Source organism: Microbacterium sp. K27 (assembly GCF_004794435.1).
Lineage (GTDB): Bacteria > Actinomycetota > Actinomycetes > Actinomycetales > Microbacteriaceae > Microbacterium > Microbacterium maritypicum_A.
Genome location: NZ_SSDK01000032.1, coordinates 74757 through 97916 on the forward strand (window position 1 = coordinate 74757; position 23160 = coordinate 97916).

General features: G+C 67.6%; 24 protein-coding genes. 11 read left to right on the top strand and 13 right to left on the bottom strand.

Annotated features, from left to right (window positions below):
• Positions 1-95: 95 nt before the first annotated feature.
• Together DW307_RS04855 and DW307_RS04860 are read right to left on the bottom strand one after the other, a co-directional pair.
• Positions 96-1484 (bottom strand): aspartate aminotransferase family protein, encoded by a 1389-nt coding sequence (locus DW307_RS04855; RefSeq protein ID WP_136024175.1) that lies wholly within the window; start codon positions 1482-1484, stop codon positions 96-98.
• A gap of 15 nt (positions 1485-1499) precedes the next feature.
• Entirely contained in the window at positions 1500-2984 is a 1485-nt protein-coding gene (locus tag DW307_RS04860; protein WP_029267138.1) for a CoA-acylating methylmalonate-semialdehyde dehydrogenase, read from the bottom strand.
• A gap of 170 nt (positions 2985-3154) precedes the next feature.
• Here DW307_RS04860 and DW307_RS04865 point away from each other — a divergent pair, with 170 nt between their 5' ends.
• Positions 3155-4627 carry a PucR family transcriptional regulator gene (locus tag DW307_RS04865; protein WP_029267136.1) on the top strand — a complete coding sequence of 491 codons (1473 nt, stop codon included), beginning with the start codon at positions 3155-3157 and terminating at the stop codon, positions 4625-4627.
• 31 nt (positions 4628-4658) lie between these two features.
• On the opposite strand, the gene DW307_RS04870 is transcribed toward DW307_RS04865, so the two are convergent.
• The 6 genes from DW307_RS04870 to DW307_RS04895 form a co-directional block, all read right to left on the bottom strand.
• Positions 4659-6053, bottom strand: coding sequence for an aspartate aminotransferase family protein (locus DW307_RS04870; RefSeq protein ID WP_021199962.1), 1395 nt, complete (start codon positions 6051-6053; stop codon positions 4659-4661).
• Positions 6050-6517, bottom strand: a complete 468-nt coding sequence (locus tag DW307_RS04875; RefSeq protein ID WP_021199961.1) for an Lrp/AsnC family transcriptional regulator — start codon at positions 6515-6517, stop codon at positions 6050-6052. Before DW307_RS04875 ends, DW307_RS04870 begins: the two co-directional genes overlap by 4 nt.
• Before the next feature lie 83 nt (positions 6518-6600).
• On the bottom strand, positions 6601-7758 hold the full coding sequence (locus DW307_RS04880; protein ID WP_021199960.1) for an acyl-CoA dehydrogenase family protein: 1158 nt from the start codon (positions 7756-7758) through the stop codon (positions 6601-6603).
• Complete coding sequence (locus DW307_RS04885; protein WP_029267134.1) at positions 7755-8513, bottom strand: alpha/beta fold hydrolase; 759 nt, start codon at positions 8511-8513, stop codon at positions 7755-7757. The genes DW307_RS04880 and DW307_RS04885 overlap by 4 nt, the downstream gene beginning before the upstream one ends.
• 53 nt (positions 8514-8566) lie before the next feature.
• The gene (locus DW307_RS04890; protein ID WP_136024176.1) at positions 8567-9487 is read right to left on the bottom strand and encodes a sugar kinase; all 921 of its coding nucleotides are present in this window, start codon (positions 9485-9487) and stop codon (positions 8567-8569) included.
• Entirely contained in the window at positions 9484-10647 is a 1164-nt protein-coding gene (locus tag DW307_RS04895) for an MFS transporter (RefSeq protein WP_136024177.1), read from the bottom strand. Before DW307_RS04895 ends, DW307_RS04890 begins: the two co-directional genes overlap by 4 nt.
• A 436-nt stretch (positions 10648-11083) precedes the next feature.
• On the opposite strand from DW307_RS04895, the gene nrdH reads away from it, so the two are divergent.
• The 4 genes from nrdH to nrdF are packed head-to-tail and all read left to right on the top strand — an operon-like array spanning position 11084 to position 14931.
• Entirely contained in the window at positions 11084-11317 is a 234-nt protein-coding gene (nrdH, locus tag DW307_RS04900) for a glutaredoxin-like protein NrdH (protein WP_017828869.1), read from the top strand.
• Between the two features lie 6 nt (positions 11318-11323).
• Complete coding sequence (nrdI, locus tag DW307_RS04905; RefSeq protein WP_021199956.1) at positions 11324-11758, top strand: class Ib ribonucleoside-diphosphate reductase assembly flavoprotein NrdI; 435 nt, start codon at positions 11324-11326, stop codon at positions 11756-11758.
• Entirely contained in the window at positions 11755-13899 is a 2145-nt protein-coding gene (nrdE, locus tag DW307_RS04910; protein ID WP_021199955.1) for a class 1b ribonucleoside-diphosphate reductase subunit alpha, read from the top strand. The genes nrdI and nrdE overlap by 4 nt, the downstream gene beginning before the upstream one ends.
• Before the next feature lie 54 nt (positions 13900-13953).
• Positions 13954-14931, top strand: coding sequence for a class 1b ribonucleoside-diphosphate reductase subunit beta (nrdF, locus tag DW307_RS04915; protein WP_045263442.1), 978 nt, complete (start codon positions 13954-13956; stop codon positions 14929-14931).
• Positions 14932-14997: 66 nt separating this feature from the next.
• Here the strand turns inward: nrdF and DW307_RS04920 are convergent, their stop codons facing one another.
• Entirely contained in the window at positions 14998-16008 is a 1011-nt protein-coding gene (locus DW307_RS04920; protein WP_029267126.1) for a hypothetical protein, read from the bottom strand.
• 127 nt (positions 16009-16135) lie between these two features.
• On the opposite strand from DW307_RS04920, the gene DW307_RS04925 reads away from it, so the two are divergent.
• From DW307_RS04925 to DW307_RS04935, 3 genes are read left to right on the top strand one after another with little or no spacing between them, the layout of a single operon-like run.
• Entirely contained in the window at positions 16136-17878 is a 1743-nt protein-coding gene (locus DW307_RS04925; RefSeq protein ID WP_136024178.1) for a DUF4304 domain-containing protein, read from the top strand.
• 10 nt (positions 17879-17888) lie between these two features.
• The gene (locus DW307_RS04930; RefSeq protein ID WP_029267123.1) at positions 17889-18929 is read left to right on the top strand and encodes a hypothetical protein; all 1041 of its coding nucleotides are present in this window, start codon (positions 17889-17891) and stop codon (positions 18927-18929) included.
• A 33-nt stretch (positions 18930-18962) separates the two neighbouring features.
• Positions 18963-19463 (top strand): GNAT family N-acetyltransferase, encoded by a 501-nt coding sequence (locus DW307_RS04935; RefSeq protein WP_136024179.1) that lies wholly within the window; start codon positions 18963-18965, stop codon positions 19461-19463.
• Between the two features lie 6 nt (positions 19464-19469).
• Here DW307_RS04935 and DW307_RS04940 read toward each other — a convergent pair whose 3' ends face one another.
• Positions 19470-20081, bottom strand: a complete 612-nt coding sequence (locus DW307_RS04940) for a flavodoxin family protein (RefSeq protein WP_136024180.1) — start codon at positions 20079-20081, stop codon at positions 19470-19472.
• A 90-nt stretch (positions 20082-20171) separates the two neighbouring features.
• Here DW307_RS04940 and DW307_RS04945 point away from each other — a divergent pair, with 90 nt between their 5' ends.
• Positions 20172-20375: a hypothetical protein gene (locus tag DW307_RS04945; RefSeq protein ID WP_136024181.1), complete on the top strand. Its 204-nt coding sequence runs from the start codon at positions 20172-20174 to the stop codon at positions 20373-20375.
• Between the two features lie 56 nt (positions 20376-20431).
• Here DW307_RS04945 and DW307_RS04950 read toward each other — a convergent pair whose 3' ends face one another.
• The 3 genes from DW307_RS04950 to DW307_RS04960 are packed head-to-tail and all read right to left on the bottom strand — an operon-like array spanning position 20432 to position 21852.
• Positions 20432-21034 carry a GNAT family N-acetyltransferase gene (locus DW307_RS04950; RefSeq protein ID WP_136024182.1) on the bottom strand — a complete coding sequence of 201 codons (603 nt, stop codon included), beginning with the start codon at positions 21032-21034 and terminating at the stop codon, positions 20432-20434.
• Between the two features lie 8 nt (positions 21035-21042).
• Entirely contained in the window at positions 21043-21453 is a 411-nt protein-coding gene (locus DW307_RS04955) for a zinc metallopeptidase (RefSeq protein ID WP_268741825.1), read from the bottom strand.
• 24 nt (positions 21454-21477) lie between these two features.
• A complete protein-coding gene (locus DW307_RS04960) occupies positions 21478-21852 on the bottom strand; it encodes a helix-turn-helix domain-containing protein (protein ID WP_240750491.1) in 375 nt (124 codons plus the stop codon).
• Positions 21853-21946: 94 nt separating this feature from the next.
• On the opposite strand from DW307_RS04960, the gene DW307_RS04965 reads away from it, so the two are divergent.
• Both DW307_RS04965 and DW307_RS04970 read left to right on the top strand, forming a co-directional pair.
• Positions 21947-22177, top strand: coding sequence for a helix-turn-helix domain-containing protein (locus DW307_RS04965; protein ID WP_235045227.1), 231 nt, complete (start codon positions 21947-21949; stop codon positions 22175-22177).
• Positions 22178-22209: 32 nt separating this feature from the next.
• Positions 22210-23139, top strand: a complete 930-nt coding sequence (locus DW307_RS04970; RefSeq protein WP_084487343.1) for an aldo/keto reductase — start codon at positions 22210-22212, stop codon at positions 23137-23139.
• The last annotated feature ends 21 nt before the right edge of the window (positions 23140-23160 follow it).

A 23160-nucleotide genomic window follows, 5' to 3' on the forward strand; every position in this document is an offset into this window, starting at 1 on the left:
CCCTCGTTGAGGTTCGCGTGGGTCGTAGCGAGGGCTGTAGTCGGGCTCGTAGTACGAGGGTCGAAGGTCGTCATCTGAAAACCCGTGTTCTCGCGTCAGCCTGCGGCGGCCTCGTCGGCCACGGAGAGCGCTTCGTCGAGCACGGTGAGTCCGCGCACCAGGTCTTCTTCGCTGATCACCAGCGGCGGGGCCACGTGCATGCGGTTGAAATGCGTGAACGGCCAGACACCGGCCTTCTTGGCGGCAGCGGCGAAGGCGCCCATCGGAGCGGCATCCGCGCCGGAGGCGTTGAACGGCACGAGGGGCTCGCGCGTCTCCTGGTCACGGACCAGCTCGACCGCCCAGAACAGTCCGAGACCGCGCACATCCCCGACGCTCGGGTGCTTCTCGGCCCAGGAGCGCACAGTCGGACCGACCACGCGTTCGCCGAGGTCGCGCACGCGCTCGAGGATGCCGTCGCGACGGAACACCTCGAACGTCGCGACGCCCGCCGCACAGGCCAACGGGTGCCCCGAGTAGGTCAGCCCGCCGGCGAAGGGCATCGTGTCGAAGGCGCTGGCGATGCGGTCGGAGATCACCACGCCGCCGAGGGGCACGTAGCCCGAGTTCACGCCCTTCGCGAAGGTGATCAGGTCGGGGCTGGCGTCGAACGCGTCGATGCCGAACCATTCGCCCAGTCGCCCGAATCCCACCATGACCTCGTCGGCGATGTAGACGATGCCGTAGCGGTCGCACAGCTCGCGCACGCCCTGCAGATATCCGGGCGGCGGCACCAGCACGCCGTTGGTGCCGACGACCGTCTCGATGATGATCGCCGCGATCGTCTGCGGCCCCTCGAGCTGGATCGTCTGCTCGAGATGCGCGAGTGCTCGTTCGGACTCCTGCTCCGGGGTCTCGGCGTGGAACGGCGAGCGGTACAGGTACGGTCCGAAGAAGCGCACGGCGCCGGAGTCGACGGTGTCGTTCGCCCAACGCCGCGGGTCGCCGGTGAGCGAGATCGCGGTCGATGTGGAGCCGTGGTAGCTGCGGTACATCGACAGCACCTTGCGACGGCCGGTGAACTGGCGGGCCATGCGCACCGCATACTCGTTGGCCTCGGCGCCGCCGTTGGTGAAGAACACCTTCTCAAGACCTTCCGGCGCGACCTCGGCGATCAGACGCGCGAGTTCCCCGCGCACGTCGTTGGCGATCGCGGGCTGGATCGTCGCGAGACGCCCCGCCTGCTCTTGGATCGCCGCGACCAGGTCGGGATGCTGGTGCCCCAGGTTCAGGTTCACGAGCTGGCTCGAGAAGTCGAGGTACGCGTTGCCCTGGTAGTCCCAGAACGTCGAGCCCTCGCCCGCGGCGACGGGAAGCGGATCGATCAGGCCCTGCGCGCTCCAGGAGTGGAACACGTGGCCGCGGTCGTCCGCACGCACCTGCGCTTCGGCCTCGGGCGCGGGGAGCGGGTGCGAGACGCCGTGGCGGTCGGTGAAGTTCGTCATCGTGGTCGCTCCTCGTCAGTGGTTGCTCGGGAAGCCCAGGTCGACCTGGGAGGGCGTGTGGTCGGGCCACCGGGTGGTGACGACCTTGGAGCGTGTGTAGAAGTGCACCGACTCGGGACCGTAGATGTGGGAGTCTCCGAACAGCGAGTCCTTCCATCCGCCGAACGAGTAGGCGCCGATCGGCACCGGGATCGGCACGTTGACGCCGACCATCCCGACCTCGATGTCGAACTCGTACTGCCGGGCCGTGCCGCCGTCGCGCGTGAAGATCGCGGTGCCGTTGCCGTAGGCGTTGGCGTTGACCAGCTCGACCGCCTCGGCGTAGGTCTCGACGCGCACGACCGACAGCACCGGGCCGAAGATCTCGTCGTCGTAGACCTTCATCCCCGGGGCGACCTCGTCGATCAGGCTGACGCCCAGGAAGAAGCCCTCGGAGTCGAACTGCTTCTGCGTGCCGTCGACGACGATCTTCGCGCCCTCGCCCTCAGCCCCCGTCACGTACGAGGCGACCTTGTCGCGGTGCTCGCGGGTGATGAGCGGACCCATCTCGCTCGCGGCATCCGTGCCGGCACCGATCGTGAGGCCGCCGATGCGGTCGGCGATCGCGGTGACGAGGTCGTCGGCGATGTCGCCGACGGCGACCAGCACCGAGACGGCCATGCAACGCTCGCCGGCGGAGCCGTAGGCGGCGGAGACAGCAGCGTCGGCAGCCGCATCGATGTCGGCATCGGGCATCACCACCATGTGGTTCTTCGCGCCGCCGAGCGCCTGCACCCGCTTGCCGGCGGCGGAGGCGCGCTGGTAGATCGAGCGGGCGATCGGGGTCGAGCCGACGAAGCTCACGGCGTTCACCCGCGGCGACTCCAGGATCGTGTCGACGGCCTCCTTGTCGCCGTGGACCACGTTGAGCACGCCGTCGGGCAGCCCGGCCTCGGCGAAGAGCTTCGCGAGCCACACGGAAGCCGACGGATCCTTCTCGCTCGGCTTGAGCACGACCGTGTTGCCGCAGGCGATCGCCGAGGCGACCATCCACAACGGCACCATGACCGGGAAGTTGAACGGGGTGATCGCCGCGACGACGCCGACCGGCTGCTTGACCGAGTGCACGTCGACACCGCGTGACACCTGCTCGCTGCGTTCACCCTTGAGCAGATGCACGAGTCCCGCCGCGAACTCGACGTTCTCGATGCCGCGCGACACCTCGCCGGCAGCGTCCGAGAGCACCTTGCCGTGCTCGGAGGTGACGATCGCGGCGAGTTCGGGTGTGCGCTCCTTGAGCAGCTGCCGCAAGCGGAAGAAGACGTCGGCGCGCTTGATCAGGCTCGTCTCGCGCCAGGCGGGGAGCGCGGCCGCCGCCGCGGCGATGGCGGAGTCGACCTCGGCGGTCGAGGCGAATGCGACCTGCTTCGACACCTGGCCGGTGGCGGGGTCGAAGACCTGGCCGGTGCGGGCCGCTTCTGCGGCCTCCACTCCGTTGATGACGTGACGGACGATGTCCACGATGTTCCTCCGAGGCTGAAGAATACGGATTCGAACACTCTGACTGAACGTTCGATACGCTGATGTTCCTCAATGATCACAGAGCGGAAGAGCGTCGAGTGGTGTCAGAACGTCAGGACTTGAGCCCGCATCGGACAGATCGTCCGAGTCGGGCAGGGGGTGTGCTCACGGTGGCCGACGTTCTCGCCGATCCGGTGCTGCAGGCGGGCGCACCGGACGTGGTCGTGGGCGGCGCCGCTCTCGATGCCGACGTGCGCTGGGTGCATGTCTCCGACAGCGCAGGAGTCGCCCGACTGCTCGACGGCGGCGAGCTGCTGCTCAGCACCGGGGCGGGATGGCCGACGGCTCCGGACGAGCTGCGCGACTTCGCGAGAGCCCTGCACCGTGCGGGGATCGCGGGCATCGTCGTGGAGCTCGGGTCCGGCCAATCGCAGATCCCCGATGCCGTGACCGAGGTGTGCCGGGACGTCGGTCTCGCCCTGATCGCCCTGACCAGCGAGATCAAGTTCGTCGCGGTGACGGAGTCGGTGCACAGATCGCTCATCGCCGCTCAGACGGATGCGCTGCACGAACGCCAGCGCCTGCACGAGCTCTTCACTGCGCTGAGCCTGCAGGGCGCTCCGGCCGACGTCGTCGTCGCCGAGACCGCGAGAGCGCTCGGCGCGCCCGTCGTGTTGGAGAACCTCGCGCACGAGGTGATCGCGCTCGAGACCCTGCGGATGCCGGTCGCGCAGGCGCTCGGACAGCTCGACGCGGCCGATCGCATCCCGGTGCAGGCGCGGGGGGTGCGGTGGGGAACCCTGCTCGCCCTTCCGGGCCCCGTGCACCCGGCGGGCCGGCACACGGTGCTCGAACAGGGGGCGACGGCACTGGCCTTCGGCTGCCTGGCGGACGGGGGCGACACCGAGTGGTCGCTGCTCGCGCAGCGGGGCATCATCGACGATCTGCTCGGCGCGCGGTTCGCGAACCCGGCCGACATCGCCGCCCGTCTGGCTTCGGGCGGGTTCGCTCTTTCGGGTCGGCATTGCCACGGCATCGTCGCCCGCGGGGCGGAGTCGGCGGCCGAGCTCGCCTACCGGGCTCGGCAGGCCGGGGCCGCCGTGGTCGCCGCACGCGTGGGAGAGGACGACGTCGCCCTGCTGTCGCTCCCTGAGTCCGCCCCGCTCACCGATGCTCTCGCCGTGCGCATCGCGGGGCCCGCGCGCACGGTCTTCGTCGGCCCTCCCGCCGAAGATGTCCTGGGGCTGCTCGCTTCGTTGCGCGCGGCGAGAGACCTCGCGGCGAGCGACCGCTCCGAATCCGGCCCGCGCGTGCGACGCGTCGACGACCGTCCGCTGGAACGCTTCGTCGCCTCGCTGCGCGACGATCAGCGGCTGCTCGCACACAGCGAGCGGATGCTCGCCCCGGTCGTGGCGTACGACCGCGAGCGGCGCGGAGACCTGCTCGACGTGCTCGCGGCGCTCGTCACCCACCCCGGGAATCGCTCCGCGGCGGCGGCCGCGAGCCACCTCTCGAGATCCGTCTTCTACCAGCGGCTCACCCTGATCGGTGATCTGCTCGACGTCGACCTCGACGACGGGGAGACGCTCGCCGCGCTCCACCTCGCCCTGCTGGCGAAGCGGAGCGCGGTGCCGGTGGCCTGACCCGTATCCGCCCGATCGGTGCGCGCGAGGGTCAGAGCACCGACTGCGCGCGTGTCAGCACGTCGCGCAGGATCTGCTCGATCTCGCGGAATTCCGAAGGCCCGACGGTGAGCGGCGGCGCGAGCTGGATCACGGGGTCGCCGCGGTCGTCGGCGCGGCAATACAGACCGGCCTCGAACAGGGCGGGGGAGAGGAAGCCGCGCAGCAGCCGCTCGGACTCGTCGTCGTCGAAGGTCTCCTTGGTCGACTTGTCCTTCACGAGCTCGATGCCGAAGAAGTAGCCGTCGCCCCGCACGTCGCCCACCAGCGGCAGGTCGAGCAGCTTCTCGAGCTCGGTGCGGAACAGCGGGGAATTCTCGCGCACGTGCGCGTTCAGCCCCTCCTCGTCGAAGATCGCCAGGTTCTCCAGAGCGACAGCGGCCGACACCGGGTGCCCGCCGAACGTGTAGCCGTGCGGGAAGGACAGATCGCCCTTCGAGAAGGGCTCGTAGATACGGTCGCTGACGATGGTCGCGCCGATGGGGGAGTAGCCGCTCGTCATGCCCTTGGCGCACGTGATCATGTCGGGCACGTAGCCCAGGCCCGTGCACGCGAAGGTGTGACCGAGGCGGCCGAAGGCGCAGATGACCTCGTCCGAGACGAGCAGCACGTCGTGGCGGTCGCAGATCTCGCGGACGCGGGCGAAGTAGCCGGGAGGGGGCGGGAAGCATCCGCCGGAGTTCTGCACCGGCTCGAGGAACACGGCGGCCACGGTGTCAGCGCCTTCGAAGAGGATCATCTCCTCGATGCGGTCGGCCGCCCAGCGTCCGAATGCCTCGAGGTCGTCGGCGGGTCCACCCATCTCGGCCGCGCGGTAGAAGTTGGTGTTGGGCACGCGGAAGCCGCCGGGGGTGACGGGCTCGAACATCGACTTCATCGCCGGGATGCCCGTGATCGCCAGCGCGCCCTGCGGGGTGCCGTGATACGCGACGGCGCGAGAGATCACCTTGTGCTTGGCGGGCTTGCCCTGCAGCTTCCAGTAGTGCTTCGCGAGCTTGAACGCGGTCTCGACCGCCTCGCCGCCCCCGGTGGAGAAGAAGACCTTGTTGAGGTCGCCCGGCGCCTCGTCGGCGAGACGGTCGGCCAGCTCGATCGCTGCCGGGTGCGCATACGACCAGAGGGGGAAGAAAGCCAGCTCGGAGGCCTGCGCCGCCGCGGCCTCGGCCAGCCGACGCCGACCGTGGCCGGCGTTCACGACGAAGAGTCCGGCCAGGCCGTCGAAGTATTCCTTGCCCTTGGCATCCCAGATACGATGCCCGTCTCCCTTGACGATGATGGGCACACCCGACTCCGCCATCGTCGACTGCCGGGTGAAGTGCATCCAGAGATGGTCCTTCGCCATCGTCTGCAGTGCGGACTCGGAAGGGATGGTGCGTGCGGTGCTCATCTGGTCCCCCAGTTGTAGAGCTGCTTCTGCAGCTTGGCGTAGATGAAGGTTTCGGTGGAGAGGACGCCATCGATCGGGCGGATGACGTCGTTGATCAGCGCGAGCAGGTCGTCGTCGTCCTCGCAGACGACCTCGGCGAGGACGTCGAACGAGCCGACCGTGATGACCACGTAGTCGACGGACTCGATCGCGGCGATGGCCTCGGCGACACGGCGCGCGTCGCCGGACACGCGGACGCCGATCATGGCCTGGCGGTGGAAGCCCAGCTGCATCGGGTCGGTGACGGCGACGATCTGCATCACACCCGACTCGGTGAGCCGCTGCACCCTCTGGCGCACCGCGGCTTCGCTCATCCCGACGGTGCGGCCGATCTCCGAATACGAACGACGGCCGTCCTCTTGGAGCAGCTCGACGATCGTCTTCGAGACCGCATCGAGGGAAGGGTGCTTCTTCGCCGGACTCATGGTGCGATCTTCGCACTCCGCAATGCGCTCGGCAACCGATTTCGCAGAATCTGGCGATTCGTCCAGCGGAATCGGCAGGAAATTCAGCTCTCGAGCGGACCCAGCCAGGCGTTCGCCGCCGTCGAATGCGCGGATTCGGGGTCGGAGGGGTGGAACGCCCCGGCCAGCACGTCACGGTAGAGACGCGAGAGCTCGTTGGCGGAGAAGTACGACCCGCCGCCGGCCACGAGCATCGCCTCGTCGACCACGTGCTTGGCCATCGTGATCGCCCGGTGCTTGACGCCGGAGAGCTGCGGGAACCAGCGCGCGCCGTGATCGACGCCGTCGTCCACATCACGGGCGAGGGAGGCGATCTGCGGCGGCAGGGCGTCGTAGGCGATGGCCATGTCGGCGATGCGCCAGCGGATGTCGGGGTCCTGGCTGTAGGCGAGGCCGGTCTTCTTCGAGTGCCGCTTCTGCGCCGTCGTCACGGCGAGCTCGAGCGCTCGCCGGGCGATGCCGGTGTAGACGGAGGCGAGCAGGATCTCGAACACCGAGAAGATGCCGAACACGATCGGATCGGGGCTGGGCCCGGGGTCGATGCGCCGCACCACGTGCGCGGCATCGGCCACGGCGCCGTTCAGCCGGGTGGTGCGGCTCTGCGTGCCCCGCATGCCGAGGGTGTCCCAGTCGTCGGACGTCGTGACGGCGTGCGTCCGCTCCACGAAGGCGAACACGAGCTTCGGCCCATCGGGGCTGGTGGTGTCGAGGCCGTGCAGCCCCAGCCGCGTCCAGACCGGAGCGAGGGAGGTGAAGATCTTGGTCCCGGTGAACGCGTAGCCGCCGTCGCCGTCGGGCACGGCCGCGGTGTCGCTGCCGAACAGTACCAGGTCGTTGCCGCCCTCGCTGATGCCGAAGGCGAAGACCTCGCCTGCCGCAGCGCCGTCCTGCACGAACTCGAGGCCGGGGACGCCTCTGTCGGAGAAGACCTTCGCCACGCCGGTCCACACGAGATGCATGTTGATGGCCAGCGCCGTCGCCGGCGCGGCACCGGCGAGACGCTGCTGCAGGATCGCGGCCTCGGCGAGTCCGAGCCCCGCCCCTCCGCGCTCCTTCGGCACCAGGATCGACAGGTAGCCGGCCGCGCGCAACTCGTCGAGGTCCTGCTGGGGGAAGGTGTTCTCGCGGTCGTGGATCGGTGCGCGCTCGCGGATGCGCTCGAGAAGGTCGTCGGGCAGGAGCGTCGCAGGGTCGAATGTCATGCCAGAGCCTCCAGAAGCTGACGGACGGATTCCTCCGGGCGGTCGCGGTGCAGGGAGTGTCCTGCACCCTCGACGACGGAGAGGGTGATCAGGGGGTTCGCCGCGAGGACCTCGTCGGCGAGTTCTCCCGTGAAGATGCTGTAGACCGCGGGGTCGGCGCCGATCACATGCGTGGGCACGGTCAGACGCGCAGCCTCTGCCCGTACGTCCCAGGGCTGATTCTGGGCACTGGTCTGCTCCACCGCCCACGCGCTCGCACGCAGCACCGCGTCGACCTTGAGCTCCTGATCCTGCGGATGCCAGTGCGGATGCTCCGCCTGCACCACTTCGAGGCGGGTGTCGGCGAATGCGCGCTCCTGGCTCCGTCGCACGATCGCCGCATCGCGCCCGCCCACATGGATCGCGGGGTCGATCAGCACCAGCCGTCGAGTCCATTCCGGGGTCGAAGCCGCCGCGACCGTGCTGGATGCGCCGCCGAGCGAATGGCCGATGACCGCGTCCCACGCGCCGCCGCCGTCCGGGAGGGTGGCGGCGAGATCGGCACCGTACGCGGCCACCGAGTAGTCGAGAGCGCGCGGTGCATCGCCGTGACCCCGCAGGTCGACGGCGGTCGCGTGCCATCCCGCTGCGGCGAGAGCGTCTCCGAGACGCCACATCAGTGCTCCTGAGGAACCGAGACCGTGGACGAGGAGGGCGCGACGGGATGCCGACGGGGAGCCCCACGAGATACGGGGCAGGGTGAGCGGGGCGGGCATGGCACCAGCCTACGACCGGTGGTGTTCAGGCGGCCGGGATCACCCGAGCCGCGTCAGGCGAGCGGCACCAGCGGTGGGAGGTCGGCGGCGATCGCCAGCACGCGCTCCGCGGCCGCGTGGCCGGCGGAGAGGCGCGCGGCGAGGTCGGCTCCGTCGAGGGTCGCCGCCAGGAAGCCGGATGCGAACGCATCTCCCGCGCCGACCGGCTCGACGACGTCGACCACGGGAGCGGGCACGAAGATCGGCTCGTCGTCGCCATGGAAGGCGGTGGCGCCGACATCGCCGTCCTTGACGACCAGCAGCGCGCAGTTCGGGAGGAAGGCGCGGATCTCGGCGGGTGTCGCGGTACCCCAGATGCGTTCAGCCTCGTCTCGGCCGACGAAGGAGATGTCCGCGGTGTCGGCCAGGCGGGCGAGCGTCTCTGCGGCCTCCTCCCTGCTCCACAGCGGACGCCGGTCGTTCACGTCGAACGACACGAGGGCTCCCGCGGTGCGGGCGTCGGAGAAGAGCTGGTCGACCGTCTCGCGGCACGACGCGGACAGCGCGGGGGTGATCCCGGTGGTGTGCACGATCCGCACCCCGTCGAGACGCCGCGCGGTCAGGAACCCCGGCTCCATGCGGGAGGCAGCGGATCCCCGACGGTAGTAGTAGACGGAGGAGGATTCGGCGCCCGGGTCCTTGAACATCACTCCGGTGGGTGCGGCATCGTCGCGCTCGACCCACAACTCCACACCCCGCCGCTCGAGCTCTGAGGCGACCCTGTCGCCGAGCGGGTCGTCGCCCAGGCGCGACGCCCAGGCGACGCGGTGTCCGGAGGAGGCGACGCCGGCGGCCACGTTGGACTCGGCGCCGGCCAGGCCGATCGACGCCTGCGCGGCGTCGGCGAGCGGGGCATCCGTCGGAGTGATCAGCGCCATCGTCTCGCCGATGCAGACGATCTCGGGGGCAGAGGTCGAAGAGATGGGGGAGCTCATGAGGGGGTGACCGCCAAGGGTTCGGTGTCGGGATGCGGACTCGCGTCGCGGTGACGCAGATCGGGGAAGGAACGGACGAAGACGACGGCCACGAGCAGTCCCACCGCGGCGAAGATCGTGGCGGCGAGGTAGGCGCCGCGCCAGTCGCCGACATCGACGAGGAAGCCGGCGACCGCGGATCCGGCGGCGGCGCCGATGAGCTGGCCGGTGCCGGCCCAGCCGAAGGCCTCAGCGGTCTCGCTGAACTTCACGCTGGCCGAGGTGATCGCGAAGAGCACGGCGAGAGCCGGAGCGATGCCGATGCCGGCGAGGATCAGGGTGCTGCCGAGCCAGAACACGTTGAGCATGACCATCGTCAGGCCGAGGCCGATCGTGACGATCAGCAGACGGCGCGCCATGGCCCATGGCCCGATGGGGATGTGACCGAAGGCCAGACCGCCGGCGAGGCTTCCCGCCGAGAATACGGCGAGCACGAGACCGGCCGCGAGGCTTCCGTGCTCGAACGTCGCGACGACTCCCACCTCGACAGCCGCACAGGCTCCGATCAGGAGGAAACCGATCACGGTCGCCAGCAGTACAGGCGGCTTGAGTACGACCTTGCCCAGAGCGTTGCGGCTCCGGGGGATGCGGACCCGTCCGACCTCGGGGGAGAGGATGAACCAGGCGCCGCCGCCGACGAGGATGATCGCCACCAGCAGCAGGCCCTCCGGCGTGCCGATCTGGGTCGAGACGAGCGTGATCACGACGGGGGCCAGCACCCAGATGATCTCCTGCAGCGACGCGTCGAGGGAGAATAGCGGCGTGAGGTTCGAGGAGTTGACGAGCTTCGGGTAGATGGTGCGCACCGCGGCCTGGACGGGCGGGGTGGAGAGTCCGGCGACCATGCCGAGAGCCATGTAGCCCGGTACCTCGAGCGGCAGCAGTGCGAGGCACAGCACCGCCACGACGCACACCGACAGTGTGAGCGTGAGCACGCGTCGCATGCCCCAGACGCCCATCCAGCGGCTGGTGATGGGACCGGCGATCGCCTGGCCCACACTGGTCGCGGCGAGGACCAGGCCTGCCGATCCGTACGACCCGGTCTGCTGCTCGACGTGCAGCAGGATCGCCAGCGACATCATTCCGTTGGGGAAGCGCGCGGTCAGCTGAGCAGCGATCATGCGCGCCACTCCCGGCGTGCGAAGAAGATCCCGATATCCCGCCACCAGACCACGGTACCGGGCCGCGGGGTCGGCCGCCGAAGAGGTCGATCCGCGACACGCCCGCGACACGCCGAAGGTCGATTTCCACAGGAATCCGAATGTCGGTGGGGCGTCGTAACGTCCCCCCTGTGGATGGATCGCTCACAGGGGCTTCCCAGCCGCGATTTCACGCGGTTCGAGTGCCTCCGGACGAGGGCTCAGCCTGTGGAAGAAACGGTGGAGAACCTGTGTTGTATCTGTAGAGAACGGTGGATAACTACACGGATGTAACTACTACCCCTTGTGGTCGCCCCCAATGTCGGTCCCCATATGTAGTATTGAAGTCCCGGCAGGGGGTCTACCGGGAAACAGCCTGATGAGAAGCAGGCCAGAGATTTGAGGGGTTACGAAAAAGATGTCGATCACGGTCTACACAAAGCCTTCCTGCGTTCAGTGCAACGCCACCTACCGTGCCCTCGATGCCAAGGGCATCGAGTACGAGATCCTCGACCTGTCGGAAGACCCGACGGCACTCGAGCAGGTCAAGGCGCTCGGCTACATGCAGGCACCCGTCGTCGTCACCGACGAGGGTCACTGGTCGGGTTTCCGTCCCGACAAGATCGACGAACTCGCCTCCCGTCTGGCGTGACGCCGCATGAGCGCCGTCGCGACCGCAGCGCCGCTCCTGATCTACTTCTCGAGCGTCTCGGGTAACACCGCGCGGTTCATCGAGAAGCTCGGACTCCCGTCCCGACGCATCCCCCTCCACCGACACGAAGAAGACCTCGTCATCGACGAGCCCTTCGTGCTGGTCACCCCCACCTACGGCGGGGGAGCGGGGCGCGGCGTCGAGAAGGGTGCCGTTCCGAAACAGGTGATCCGGTTCCTCAACGATGAGCGCAACCGGCGCCACATCCGCGGCGTGATCTCCGCGGGCAACACCAACTTCGGCGACGCCTTCTGCCTCGCCGGTGACATCATCAGCCGCAAGTGCAACGTGCCTCACTTGTATCGGCTCGAGATCTTCGGCACACAAGACGATGTGGATCGCGTGAGCGACGGATTGGAACGACGGTGGCAGCTTCAGTGACCGAGACAGTGGCATTCAAGGCGAACCCCTCTTACGAGGGTCTCGACTATCACGCCCTCAACGCGATGCTCAACCTGTACGACGCGAACGGGAAGATCCAGTTCGACGCCGACAAGCGCGCCGCGCGGGAGTACTTCCTGCAGCACGTGAACCAGAACACGGTGTTCTTCCACTCGCTCAAGGAGCGTCTGGACTACCTCGTGGAGAAGGAGTACTACGAAGGCGCCGTCATCGAGAAGTACTCGATGGAGTTCATCCAGAAGCTCAACGACCTCGCCTACGGCAAGAAGTTCCGTTTCGAGACGTTCCTCGGCGCGTTCAAGTACTACACGAGCTACACGCTGAAGACGTTCGACGGCAAGCGCTACCTCGAGCGCTTCGAGGACCGCGTCGTGATGACCGCCCTCGGCCTCGCCGACGGTGATGAGAAGCTCGCGGTCGCGCTCGTCGAAGAGATCATCTCCGGTCGCTTCCAGCCGGCCACCCCGACATTCCTCAACGCCGGCAAGGCGCAGCGCGGCGAACTCGTCAGCTGCTTCCTGCTGCGCATCGAAGACAACATGGAGTCGATCGCCCGCGGCATCAACTCGGCTCTGCAGCTCTCCAAGCGCGGCGGCGGCGTCGCCCTGCTGCTGTCGAACATCCGCGAGTCGGGTGCGCCGATCAAGCAGATCGAGAACCAGTCCTCCGGCATCATCCCCGTGATGAAGCTCCTCGAAGACAGCTTCAGCTACGCCAACCAGCTCGGTGCGCGTCAGGGCGCCGGTGCGGTGTACCTCAACGCCCACCACCCCGACATCATGCGCTTCCTCGACACCAAGCGCGAGAACGCCGATGAGAAGATCCGCATCAAGACGCTGTCGCTGGGCGTCGTGGTTCCGGACATCACGTTCGAACTCGCCAAGAACGACGAGGACATGTACCTGTTCTCGCCGTACGACGTCGAGAAGGTCTACGGCGTTCCGTTCGGCGACATCTCGGTCACCGAGAAGTACCGCGAGATGGTCGACGACCCGCGCATCAAGAAGACCAAGATCAACGCGCGCGAGTTCTTCCAGACCGTCGCCGAGATCCAGTTCGAGTCCGGCTACCCGTACGTCATGTTCGAAGACACGGTGAACAAGGCCAACCCGATCAAGGGTCGGATCAACATGTCCAACCTCTGCAGCGAGATCCTGCAGGTGAACACGCCGACCACGTACAACGACGACCTGTCGTACGACAACATCGGCAAGGACATCTCCTGCAACCTCGGCTCGATGAACATCGCGCTGTCGATGGATGCCGATGACCTGGGGCAGACCGTCGAGACGGCGATCCGCGCCCTCACCGCGGTGAGCGACCAGAGCCACATCGGCTCGGTGCGGTCGATCGAGGACGGCAACGACCGCTCGCACGCGATCGGCCTCGGCCAGATGAACCTGCACGGATACCTTGCCCGCGAGCATGTGTACTACGGCTCCGAAGAGGGCATCGACTTCACGAACATCTACTTCTACACGGTGCTGTTCCACGCCCTGCGGGCGTCCAACAACCTCGCGATCGAGCGCGGCACGACGTTCGACGGGTTCGAGGACTCGAAGTATGCGTCGGGGGAGTTCTTCGACAAGTACATCGACCAGGCGTGGGTTCCCGCGACCGAGAAGGTCAAGGAGCTCTTCGCCGGCAAGCACATCCCGACCCAGGACGACTGGGCCGAGCTGAAGGCGTCGATCCAGAAGCACGGCATCTACAACCAGAACCTTCAGGCCGTCCCGCCGACCGGCTCGATCTCGTACATCAACAACTCCACGTCGTCGATCCACCCGATCGCGTCGAAGATCGAGATCCGCAAGGAAGGCAAGCTCGGTCGCGTCTACTACCCGGCGGCGTTCATGACGAACGACAACCTGGAGTACTACCAGGACGCGTACGAGATCGGTTACGAGAAGGTCATCGACACCTACGCGGCCGCCACGCAGCACGTCGACCAGGGTCTGTCTCTGACCCTGTTCTTCAAGGACACCGCCACCACGCGTGACATCAACAAGGCGCAGATCTACGCATGGCGCAAGGGCATCAAGACGATCTACTACATCCGTCTGCGTCAGCTGGCGCTCGAGGGCACCGACATGGCCGAGTGCGTCTCGTGCATGCTCTGACCTGACAAACTGTCGACCCGAGAACGCGGCTGAAACCCGAGAAACGACGAAGAAATGACTCCTGAAAGACTCAAGCTGGTCTCCAGCGTGCAGGCGATCAACTGGAACCGCATCCAGGACGACAAGGACCTCGAGGTCTGGAACCGTCTGGTGAACAACTTCTGGCTGCCCGAGAAGGTGCCGCTGTCGAACGACGTGCAGTCGTGGAACACGCTCACGCCCGACGAGCAGCTGCTCACCATGCGGGTGTTCACCGGTCTCACGTTGCTCGACACGATCCAGGGCACCGTGGGCGCGGTGTCGCTGATCCCCGACGCGATCACCCCTCACGAAGAGGCCGTGTACACGAACATCGCGTTCATGGAGTCGGTGCACGCGAAGAGCTACTCCTCGATCTTCTCGACCCTCGCGTCGACGAAGGAGATCGACGAGGCGTTCCGCTGGTCCACCGAGAACCCGAACCTTCAGAAGAAGGCTCAGATCATCATGGACTACTACCAGGGCGACGACCCGCTCAAGCGCAAGGTGGCCTCCACCCTTCTGGAGTCGTTCCTCTTCTACTCGGGCTTCTACCTGCCGATCTACTGGTCGTCGAAGGCGAAGCTGACGAACACGGCCGACCTGATCCGCCTCATCATCCGTGACGAGGCCGTGCACGGGTACTACATCGGCTACAAGTTCCAGAAGGGCCTCGAGAACGAGACCCAGGCGCGCCGCGACGAGCTCAAGGACTACACGTTCTCGCTCATGTACGAGCTCTACGACAACGAGGTGCAGTACACGCAGGACCTCTACGACGGTGTCGGTCTGACCGAAGACGTCAAGAAGTTCCTGCACTACAACGCCAACAAGGCCCTCATGAACCTGGGCTACGAGGCGATGTTCCCCTCCAGCGTCACGAACGTGAACCCGGCGATCCTGTCGGCGCTCTCGCCGAACGCCGACGAGAACCACGACTTCTTCTCGGGGTCGGGCTCGTCTTACGTCATCGGCAAGGCCGAAGCCACCGAAGACGACGACTGGGACTTCTGAGAAGTCTTGGAGACTCTCTGAACTTCGTGCACCAGCGAAGGTCTACCGGGTGGAAGAGCCGCGGAATCACTCGATTCCGCGGCTCTTCTCGTGGGCCAAGCGGGCTCGTCGCTCCTCCTCGCGCTTCGAGTACGTGGCGGCGCGGATCGCATCGTCGGATTCCAACCCCGTCCCCAAAGCTCCGCCGAGTGTCGCGGCCGACGCGACGAACCAGGTGAGCACGAACAGATCCTCGACGCCGACGGCACGGCCGAGGGCATCGCTCATCACCGTCGTGTCGAGGACGAACAGCGCCCAGGCCAGGTTCACGACGTACAACGCCAGATAGCAGATGATGATGCCGATGGTCAGAGTCAGCAGCGTCGAAGTGTTGTAGAGACGGGATCTCTCTCGCGCCTGTGGCGAGTCGTTGTCGGGGCGGTCCCAGAGCCTGCCGTCGATCACGATCCAGGCGATGATGATCGTGATGGAGGCCAGCGTCGCCGCAGTCAGTCGCCAGCCCGACAGCGAGATGGCGAGCGACCACACCGTGGGCTCGATGGTCGCCACCGCCCCGGTAGCCAGGGCCGCCACCAGGGCGGACTTGAGCCCAGCGGCGAGCAGCCACGGACGGTTCGCCAACACCATGCCCAGAAGTACGCGTCCCCGGGCGCTGATGCGGGGAAGCGGCAGACGCTGTTCCCGGGGCGAGGCGGGTTCCGCCATGCCGCTGACGAGTCCTCGCACCGCGTGGCGGGCGCGGGCCTGCACGCGGTAGCCGCCCAGAGCGGGCAGTGACAGCACCGCGGACTGGCGTCGCGGATCGATCGCCGCCAGCAGGTAACGGCCGTCGTCATCACGAAGAGGAAGCTCGGTGACGCCGACGACGAGGTCCCACCGGTTCTGCTCGGCGTGCGCGCGAAGGCGTTCGAGGGCGGTGTCCACGTCTTCAGAACCGACGGTGAACGGCTCGCTCACGAGTTCGACGATCCAGCCCCCGGCCTCAGACGAGACCGGGGGTGTGAGGTCGGTCATCCGACGCGCGACGGCCGTGGGCGAAGCCGGGTCAGCCACGAGACCCACTCGGATCGGCTCCATCTCCGCAACCTACACCCGCCTCGAGACGACCGCATCGGCAACTGCGGCTCCTGAGGTGATCGGCGTCTGTCATGGGCCACCCATAGAATTCGGGAATGCGCACGCACAGAAGCCGCCTTGCAGAGCCATGCCCCTGACGCGCGAGATGCTCCTCCACGAGATGGAGGCGACCCTCGACCGCATCGGTGTCGGCATGAACGACTGGCCCGAGCGGGTCGACGTCGCGACGCTGTCACCACGTGGTCAGCTCGTGGCGCTGCTGCTCGTCATGGACGTGAGCCCCAGACGTGTGAACGGCTGGCGATTCCGGTCCGCTGAAGACGACATCGTGCGCTTCCTGCCGCGGAAGACCCTGCCCTGGGACTCCGACACGGCCGTGTTCGCGCTGCAGGCCGCGTTGAACGTCGATTGCATGAATTACATCTGCGGACCGGCTCTGCGGGGCGCGGAGAAGGCGATGGCTGACGGTTACGTCGATACCGCCTTGTACGAGGCACTCGACGCCTGCGCGATCCACCTTGCCGGCCTGATGCACGGGCGGATCGCGACCCGTTGGAACGTCGACAAAGACCTCAAGACGGCCAACCGGCTGCTGGCCTCTTTCCTCCCACCCGGAGTCCTCGACCTGACGGCCGTCCACGACGGTGACGAGTGGGCGGAGCGAGCCCGGCAGCTGGCCCGCGCGCACCCGGTCGACGATGTCGAGCCCCTGATCCGCCACCTCGCGGTGCTCGGTCACAAGACCCCGTCCCAGACCTGGCAGCGACAGCTGCAGGAGGTGCTGCGTCCCGACGCTGCTCGCGCTCTCGTCGGGGAATGGGTTCGTGCGGCACGGGAGACGGAAGTCGCCGAAGACGGTCATCTCTACGCGCCCTCTAACGAAGACCTGGTGCGGGCCGCCGTCATCGCCGCACGCTCGATGGACGTGACCGAGGTGCCCGCAGCGGTGCTGGGTGCCCTGGTGCGGCAGGGCGCCGAGACCCGCCCTCCTTCCACGGAGTCTCTGGCGCTCCGTGTGGCCAGCGCTGCCGTCGACACGCTCGCGCAGCGCTCCGCCGACGGCGACCTGGCCGAACTGGAGGCCCTTCTCGACGACATCTCCCGCCGCGACCTTCTGAAGCGGATCGGTGCCGCACTGGGGCCGGAGGCCGTTGCGCGCGCGGGGAAGCGCGACGCCGAGCTCAAGAAGGAGAAGGCCGCCGCCGTGCGGGCGAAGGCGAGTCCCATCCCGAAGCTCCTGCGCGGAGAGGTCGACCGCATGCTGGAAGAGCACGTGAACGGCACTATGCGCGAGCTGGGCTTCCGTAAATCGGGCCGCACCTGGCGCCGGTGGGTGGATGCACGCGTGGAGGTCGTCGATTTCTACTCCAGCGACCTGTACATGAGCGTGCAGTACGGGGTGCTGTTCGAAGGGCTGCATCCCGAAGGCGGCCCGGCGACGCAGCGGGACCCGAAGCGGGTGAAGCCCTTCGAGCTCGACCTGCTCGTGTCCGACACCGGATGGTTCGCTGACGACGACGTGCTCGACCTGCTCGCCGAGCGCGTGCGCACGGAGATCATCCCGTTCCTCCAGCGCTGCGGCGACCGCACCGCGCTCTTCGAGCTGCTGCTGCACGGGGTGGGTCTGCCGCCGGTCGTCGACCGCGGGGATCCGAGGTTCCGCGACACGGACTACTCCGTGTCCTTGCGCAGGAGGCCCGCGCAATCGGGTGTTCTGCTCGGAGCGCTCGCCTGCATCGACGGGGACCGTGCCGCAGCGGAGAGCTGGCTCGGCGCGGCCGACCGGCAGGTCGATCCCCTCAGTCACCATGCCACGAAATCCGAGATCGACTACTGGCGGACGCGCGTCGCCGCCCTCCCTGCGTCGTAGCATCATCTCGATGCCCGAGGAGACCGCCGCCGAAGCGCGCGTGCGTGTGAAGGTGACACGCACGCTCGTGCGCAATCCCCTCGTCGTGGGCGCCGTGCTGCTTCTCGCGGCCATCGCATTCACGCTGCTGGGCGATGACCTGAGCTTCTTACCGTTCCTGCTCATGCTGGTCGGCGGCTGGTGCTTCGGCTTCGCGTTCGTGAATGCGACGCAGGGAATCGTGCCGGCGCGCAACGGGGCGGTCCTGCATCTCGGCGTCGCCGTCGTCCTCGGTGCGCTCGTCGCGTTCGTGGTGGAGTTCGGGGGAGACCTGCTCGATCCGTTCCCCGAGGCGGTGCGCGGGATCGCCGTGGTCCTGCAGCTTGCAGCGATACCGGCCACCGGGTGGATCTGGCTCGCACTCATCGGCCGTGTCACCGACTTCTTCGCGCGCCGTGACACGAAGAAGAAGCCGCCGCCGGTGACACCGGACTGGGAACGGGAGGAGAGTGGCGACGGGTCGATCGTGCGATTCCCCGCCATCGAGCTCCGGATGCGTGCGCTCACCCAGGCGATCGTGGCGATCGTCGTGGTCGCCGGACTGTTCGGTGTCGCACTCCTGATCGCACTCGACGACATCGTGATGCGGATGGGGCCTCGGATCGCGATCGTCCTCATGGGAATCGTGGTCGGACTTCCGGTGTACCTCGTGTTCACCGCGATCCTGCGCCGACGCACTGCGCAGTGCACGGTCGCCTTCGGGAACGACGAGCTACGTGTGCAGGTGGACGATGAACTCCACACGATCCCGTTCCGGAACCTCGAGTTCCTGCGCTGGCGGTGCCGCAGCGATTACGCGCGCATCGAGGTGCGCGGCTCCGGTGCCGATCTGTCGTTGTTCGCCGGGCTCGCCACACCGCCGCGAGGCTTCTCCGCCGAACTCCCCGCCCTGCCGCGACGGGTGTATCGACGACTCGAGCTGGCAGGACTCACCGTCGAGAAGGCCCGCCGGGGCGAGGTCATCACGTTCCGCGCGCCGTCGGAGCCGTCGTCGCGCGCACCGGCGCACTGAGCGCATGTCCGTGACCCGTGCCAGGATCCGAGCATGGAGAATCTCCGCCTCCGGATCTGGTCCGAGAACGACCTCGAGCTGCTGCGCGCGGCCAACACCCCGGAGATGACCGCGCATCTCAACGGCCCGGAGACCGAAGACGAGATCGTGGAACGGCACGCCCGCTACCTGCGTCTGGTCGCCTCCGGTGAGGCGCGGATGTTCGTCATCGAAGACGGTGAGGGACGCTCTCTCGGATCGATCGGCCATTGGCACGTCGTCTGGCGGGAAGAGCCTGCGCTCGAGACGGGATGGTTCGTTCGGCCTGAGGCGCAGGGGCACGGTGTGGCGTCCGCCGCCCTTGCTCTCCTCATCGACGACGCCCGTGCGCATCGCCACGACCGACGCTTCCTGACGGCGTTTCCCGGGGTCGAGAACCCGGCATCGAACGGGGTGTGTCGACGCAACGGATTCACCCTGGCGGGGAGCTTCACGGAGGAGTTCCGCGGCGCCGAGCTGACCGTGAACGAATGGGCACTCGACCTCGCGGAGTGACCGAGATCACTCCGCGGGATACTCCTGCGCCTTGAGCAGTCGGGCCAGGTGTGCGGCGTTCCTCGTCGCCGTCCCGATGGCCGACGCGACCTTCTCGGGTGTCTCCTCGAGATCCTTGTAGTCGACGGTGTGCATCGCCTCGCCGTTCCAATAGACCGAGCCCTGTGCGGCGACCGTGTATCCCACGTCGTTCAGCGACTGGAAGAGGATCGCCGCGATGTGGTGCGCGCCGTCTTCATTCCCGACGACGCCCGCGATGGCCACCTTGTCGAACAGGGTGGGGCGGCCGCGGGTGTCCGTCTCGCCGAGCTCCGCATCGAGACGTTCGAGCACGCGCTGTGCGACGCTCGAATGCTGCCCCATCCACGTGGGGGTGACGAGGACGAGGATGTCGGCGTCCAGCACTCGCCGACGGATCTGGGGCCATTCGTCGTCGCCACCCATGTCCTTCTCGACACCGGGGCTGAGGGAGAGGTCGACGGCGCGGACCACGTCACCGGTGACGCCGTGGTCGGCGAGGCCGTCGAGCAGCTGCGTCGCGAGGAGATCGGAGCTGGAGGGCGCGGGCGACGGCTTGAGTGTGCAGGAGATGGCGACGGCGGTCAGTGGTGTCTTCATGCTCCGAGCAGACCAGACGAGGAAGAACATGCACAGGGGGTTTCCGAGTCCGGGCTATCCTGGTAGACGGCACCGACGACAGGAGATCCCGTGATCCTCAGCTTCCTCTTCTTCATGATCCTCTTCATCGGAGGGATCCTGCTGATGGGCATCTCGTTCGGGCTGCCGGCGTTCCAGGCTCTCGCCTTCTGCGGTGGGCTCCTGCTGGTGACCCTGGCCATGGCCTTCATCTTCCGCCAGGGCGGCTCGGCCACCCGCCGGTCGAACAACTGGTCGGGCAACGCCACCGAGTGACTCCCCGCGGTCCGCGGGTCGTCAGGCGTGGCGGCTGACCGCCGACGGTCGACGGTTCACCGTCGTCTGGCGAGCCTCGCTTCGAGGTTCGCCCTGACAGCGGGCCACTCCGGCTCGATGATGGAATACTCCACGCTGTCGCGCAACGCGCCGTTGCGGTAGCGGCTCATGGCCCGCATGACGCCGTCCTGCTTGGCGCCGAGCCGCTCGATCGCCGTGCGCGACTGGAAGTTCACCCATTGCGTGGTCAGGCCCACGCGGAAGACTCCCAGCGTCTCGAACGCGTGCCGGAGCAGCAGCAGCTTGGACTCGGCATTCGTGCCCGTGCCGTGTGCCGACGGTCGGTTCCACGTGAAGCCGATGTGCAGCCGGGGAACGTCGGCGACGATGTCGTAGTACGACGTGAGTCCCAGGATGCGACCAGTGGCGTCGAACGTCGTGAAAGGGACCATCTCGCCCTTCTCGACGAGCCCGAGCCGGCGCTCGACCTCCGCGGCGACACCATCGGGTGCGGGTACCGAGGTGTACCAGGCCGTCTTCCACAGGTCGCCCTCCTCCACGGCCTCGATCAGTCCATCGACGTGGGCGCGTTCGAGGGGACGGAGTTCGACGAGTTCGCCGGTCAGGGTGACAGGGGAGGGCGTGACGAGGAAGGGCATGACGATATTCAACCAGCGACGAGGATCGTCTGACGCAGCAGCCGCTGGTAGGCCGTGACGAGCTCGATCGTGACCTCCAGCTCGAAGGCCAAGCTCGCGAGATGCGGACCTCGAACCGCTTCTGCTTCCGCGTAGGCGCGCGGCGTGATGAGCTGCGACGCCGCCCATTCATCCGCCTGGCGCTCCTGCTGGGCGCGGATGGCGGGGGTCGGGGCGGGAACGTGGCCGAGAGCGGCGTGTCCGAGCTCGTGCGCGAGCACGCTGCGAGTGGTGCGGACGCTCATGCCGGGGCTGAGGCGGATCGTGCGAGTCGCGGGGTCGTAGCCCCCGCGCGTTCGACCGGTCCGCTCGACGACGCGAACCCGCTGTTCATCGGCGAGCCGGAGAAGGTGGTGCATGGTCACTCCTCCCGTGCCGATCTCGCGCCGGGAGCGGTGCCCGGCCTATTCGTAGAGGTCGTCGGTGTCGGCGTCGTGGCGGACACCGGATTCGAAGGCGACCTCTCGGGTATCTTCGCGCGTGCCGGCGACATCGGGCGCGCGTCGGATCGGCGTGATGCGCGCGACGGCCTCTCCGTCGGCGCGGAGACGTTCTTCCGCGCGTGCCAGCAGCACGTGGGGTTCGACACCGAGATCGGCGCACACCGCGTAGACGACGGGGACCGGGATCGCACGCTTGCCCGTCACGTAGTTGTCCAGTGCGCTGCGCGCGATCCCGATGGTGCGCGCCATGGCGGCGATGCTGCTGCGCGACGCGGCGATCTCGGCACGCATCTGGCGCCCGACAGCGTCGTTGAAATCCTCGGCAGGTGTCTTCACCCGGCTCACCATAGCAGCGAGACGACGCCAAAATGCTGCCATTCTGGTCCATTCGACCGCCATGCGGGTTCGTTCGTGGCGGTAGTGTAGGCGTATGGGGACAGAATTGCGTCATTTGCTGGCATCCGAAGTCGACGGGGCCCGGTTCCACGCCGGAGTGTCCTTCTCCGAGCTCTCCGCGCGCTCGGGCATCGACCCCGATGCCCTGGGGAATCTGCTCGACGGCATGGAGGACTTCACGGTGGTCGACCTCGCGCGCATCGCCGGAGTCCTCGGCGTTCCGGTCACGGCGCTGATTCCCGGCGCCGCGACCGAAGATTCCTGACGACGTCGGTGCGGGGCGGTAGCGTGATGCGCATGAAGACAGTGCCGTTCGGATCAGCCACCGCCCCCGCCGTGATCGCCGGCATGATGCGCATCGACGACAAGGACGACTCTCACATCCGCACGCTGTACGGCACCGCGCGGACGGCGGGCATCGACTTCTTCGACCACGCCGACATCTACGGCGGCAGCATGCACCATTGCGAGGCGCGGTTCGCCGACGCGTTGCAGCTCACCCCGTCCGAGCGTGACGAGATCGTGCTGCAGACGAAGTGCGGCATCGTGCCCTCGCAGGGGATGTTCGACTTCTCGTACGCGCACATCCTGGCGCAGGTGGAGGGTTCGCTCGCGGCGCTGCGCACGGACCGCCTCGACGTGCTCCTGCTCCACCGCCCCGACGCGCTCGTCGAGCCCGACGAGGTGGCGCGCGCGTTCGACGACCTGGAGCGCGCGGGCAAGGTCAGGGCGTTCGGCGTCTCGAACCACACGCCTCGCCAGATCGACCTCCTCCGCACGGCGGTCCGGCAGCCGCTGGTCGCGAATCAGCTGCAGCTGTCGATCACGCACGCGCCGATCATCGCGCAGCCGGTCGCAGCCAACATGGCCGGACAGGAGCAGAGCGTGGTGCGCGACGGCGGTGGCATCGTGGAGTACTGCCGCATCAACGACATCACGATCCAGGCCTGGTCGCCGTTCCAGGACGGGTTCTCCCACGGGGTGTTCCTCGGCAACCCCGAGTACGCGGAACTGAACGCCGTGATCGATCGCCTCGCAGCGGCGTACGACGTCGCGCCGATCGCCATCGCGACCGCGTGGATCACTCGCCACCCCGCCGGTATGCAGGTCGTGCTCGGTACCACCACACCCCAGCGGGTGCAGGACGCGGCGGCCGGAGCCGACATCACGCTCACGCGGCCCGAGTGGTACGAACTGTTCCGCGCCGGCGGGCATCTGCTGCCGTAGCCCGAGCGGCACGGCGCGGCG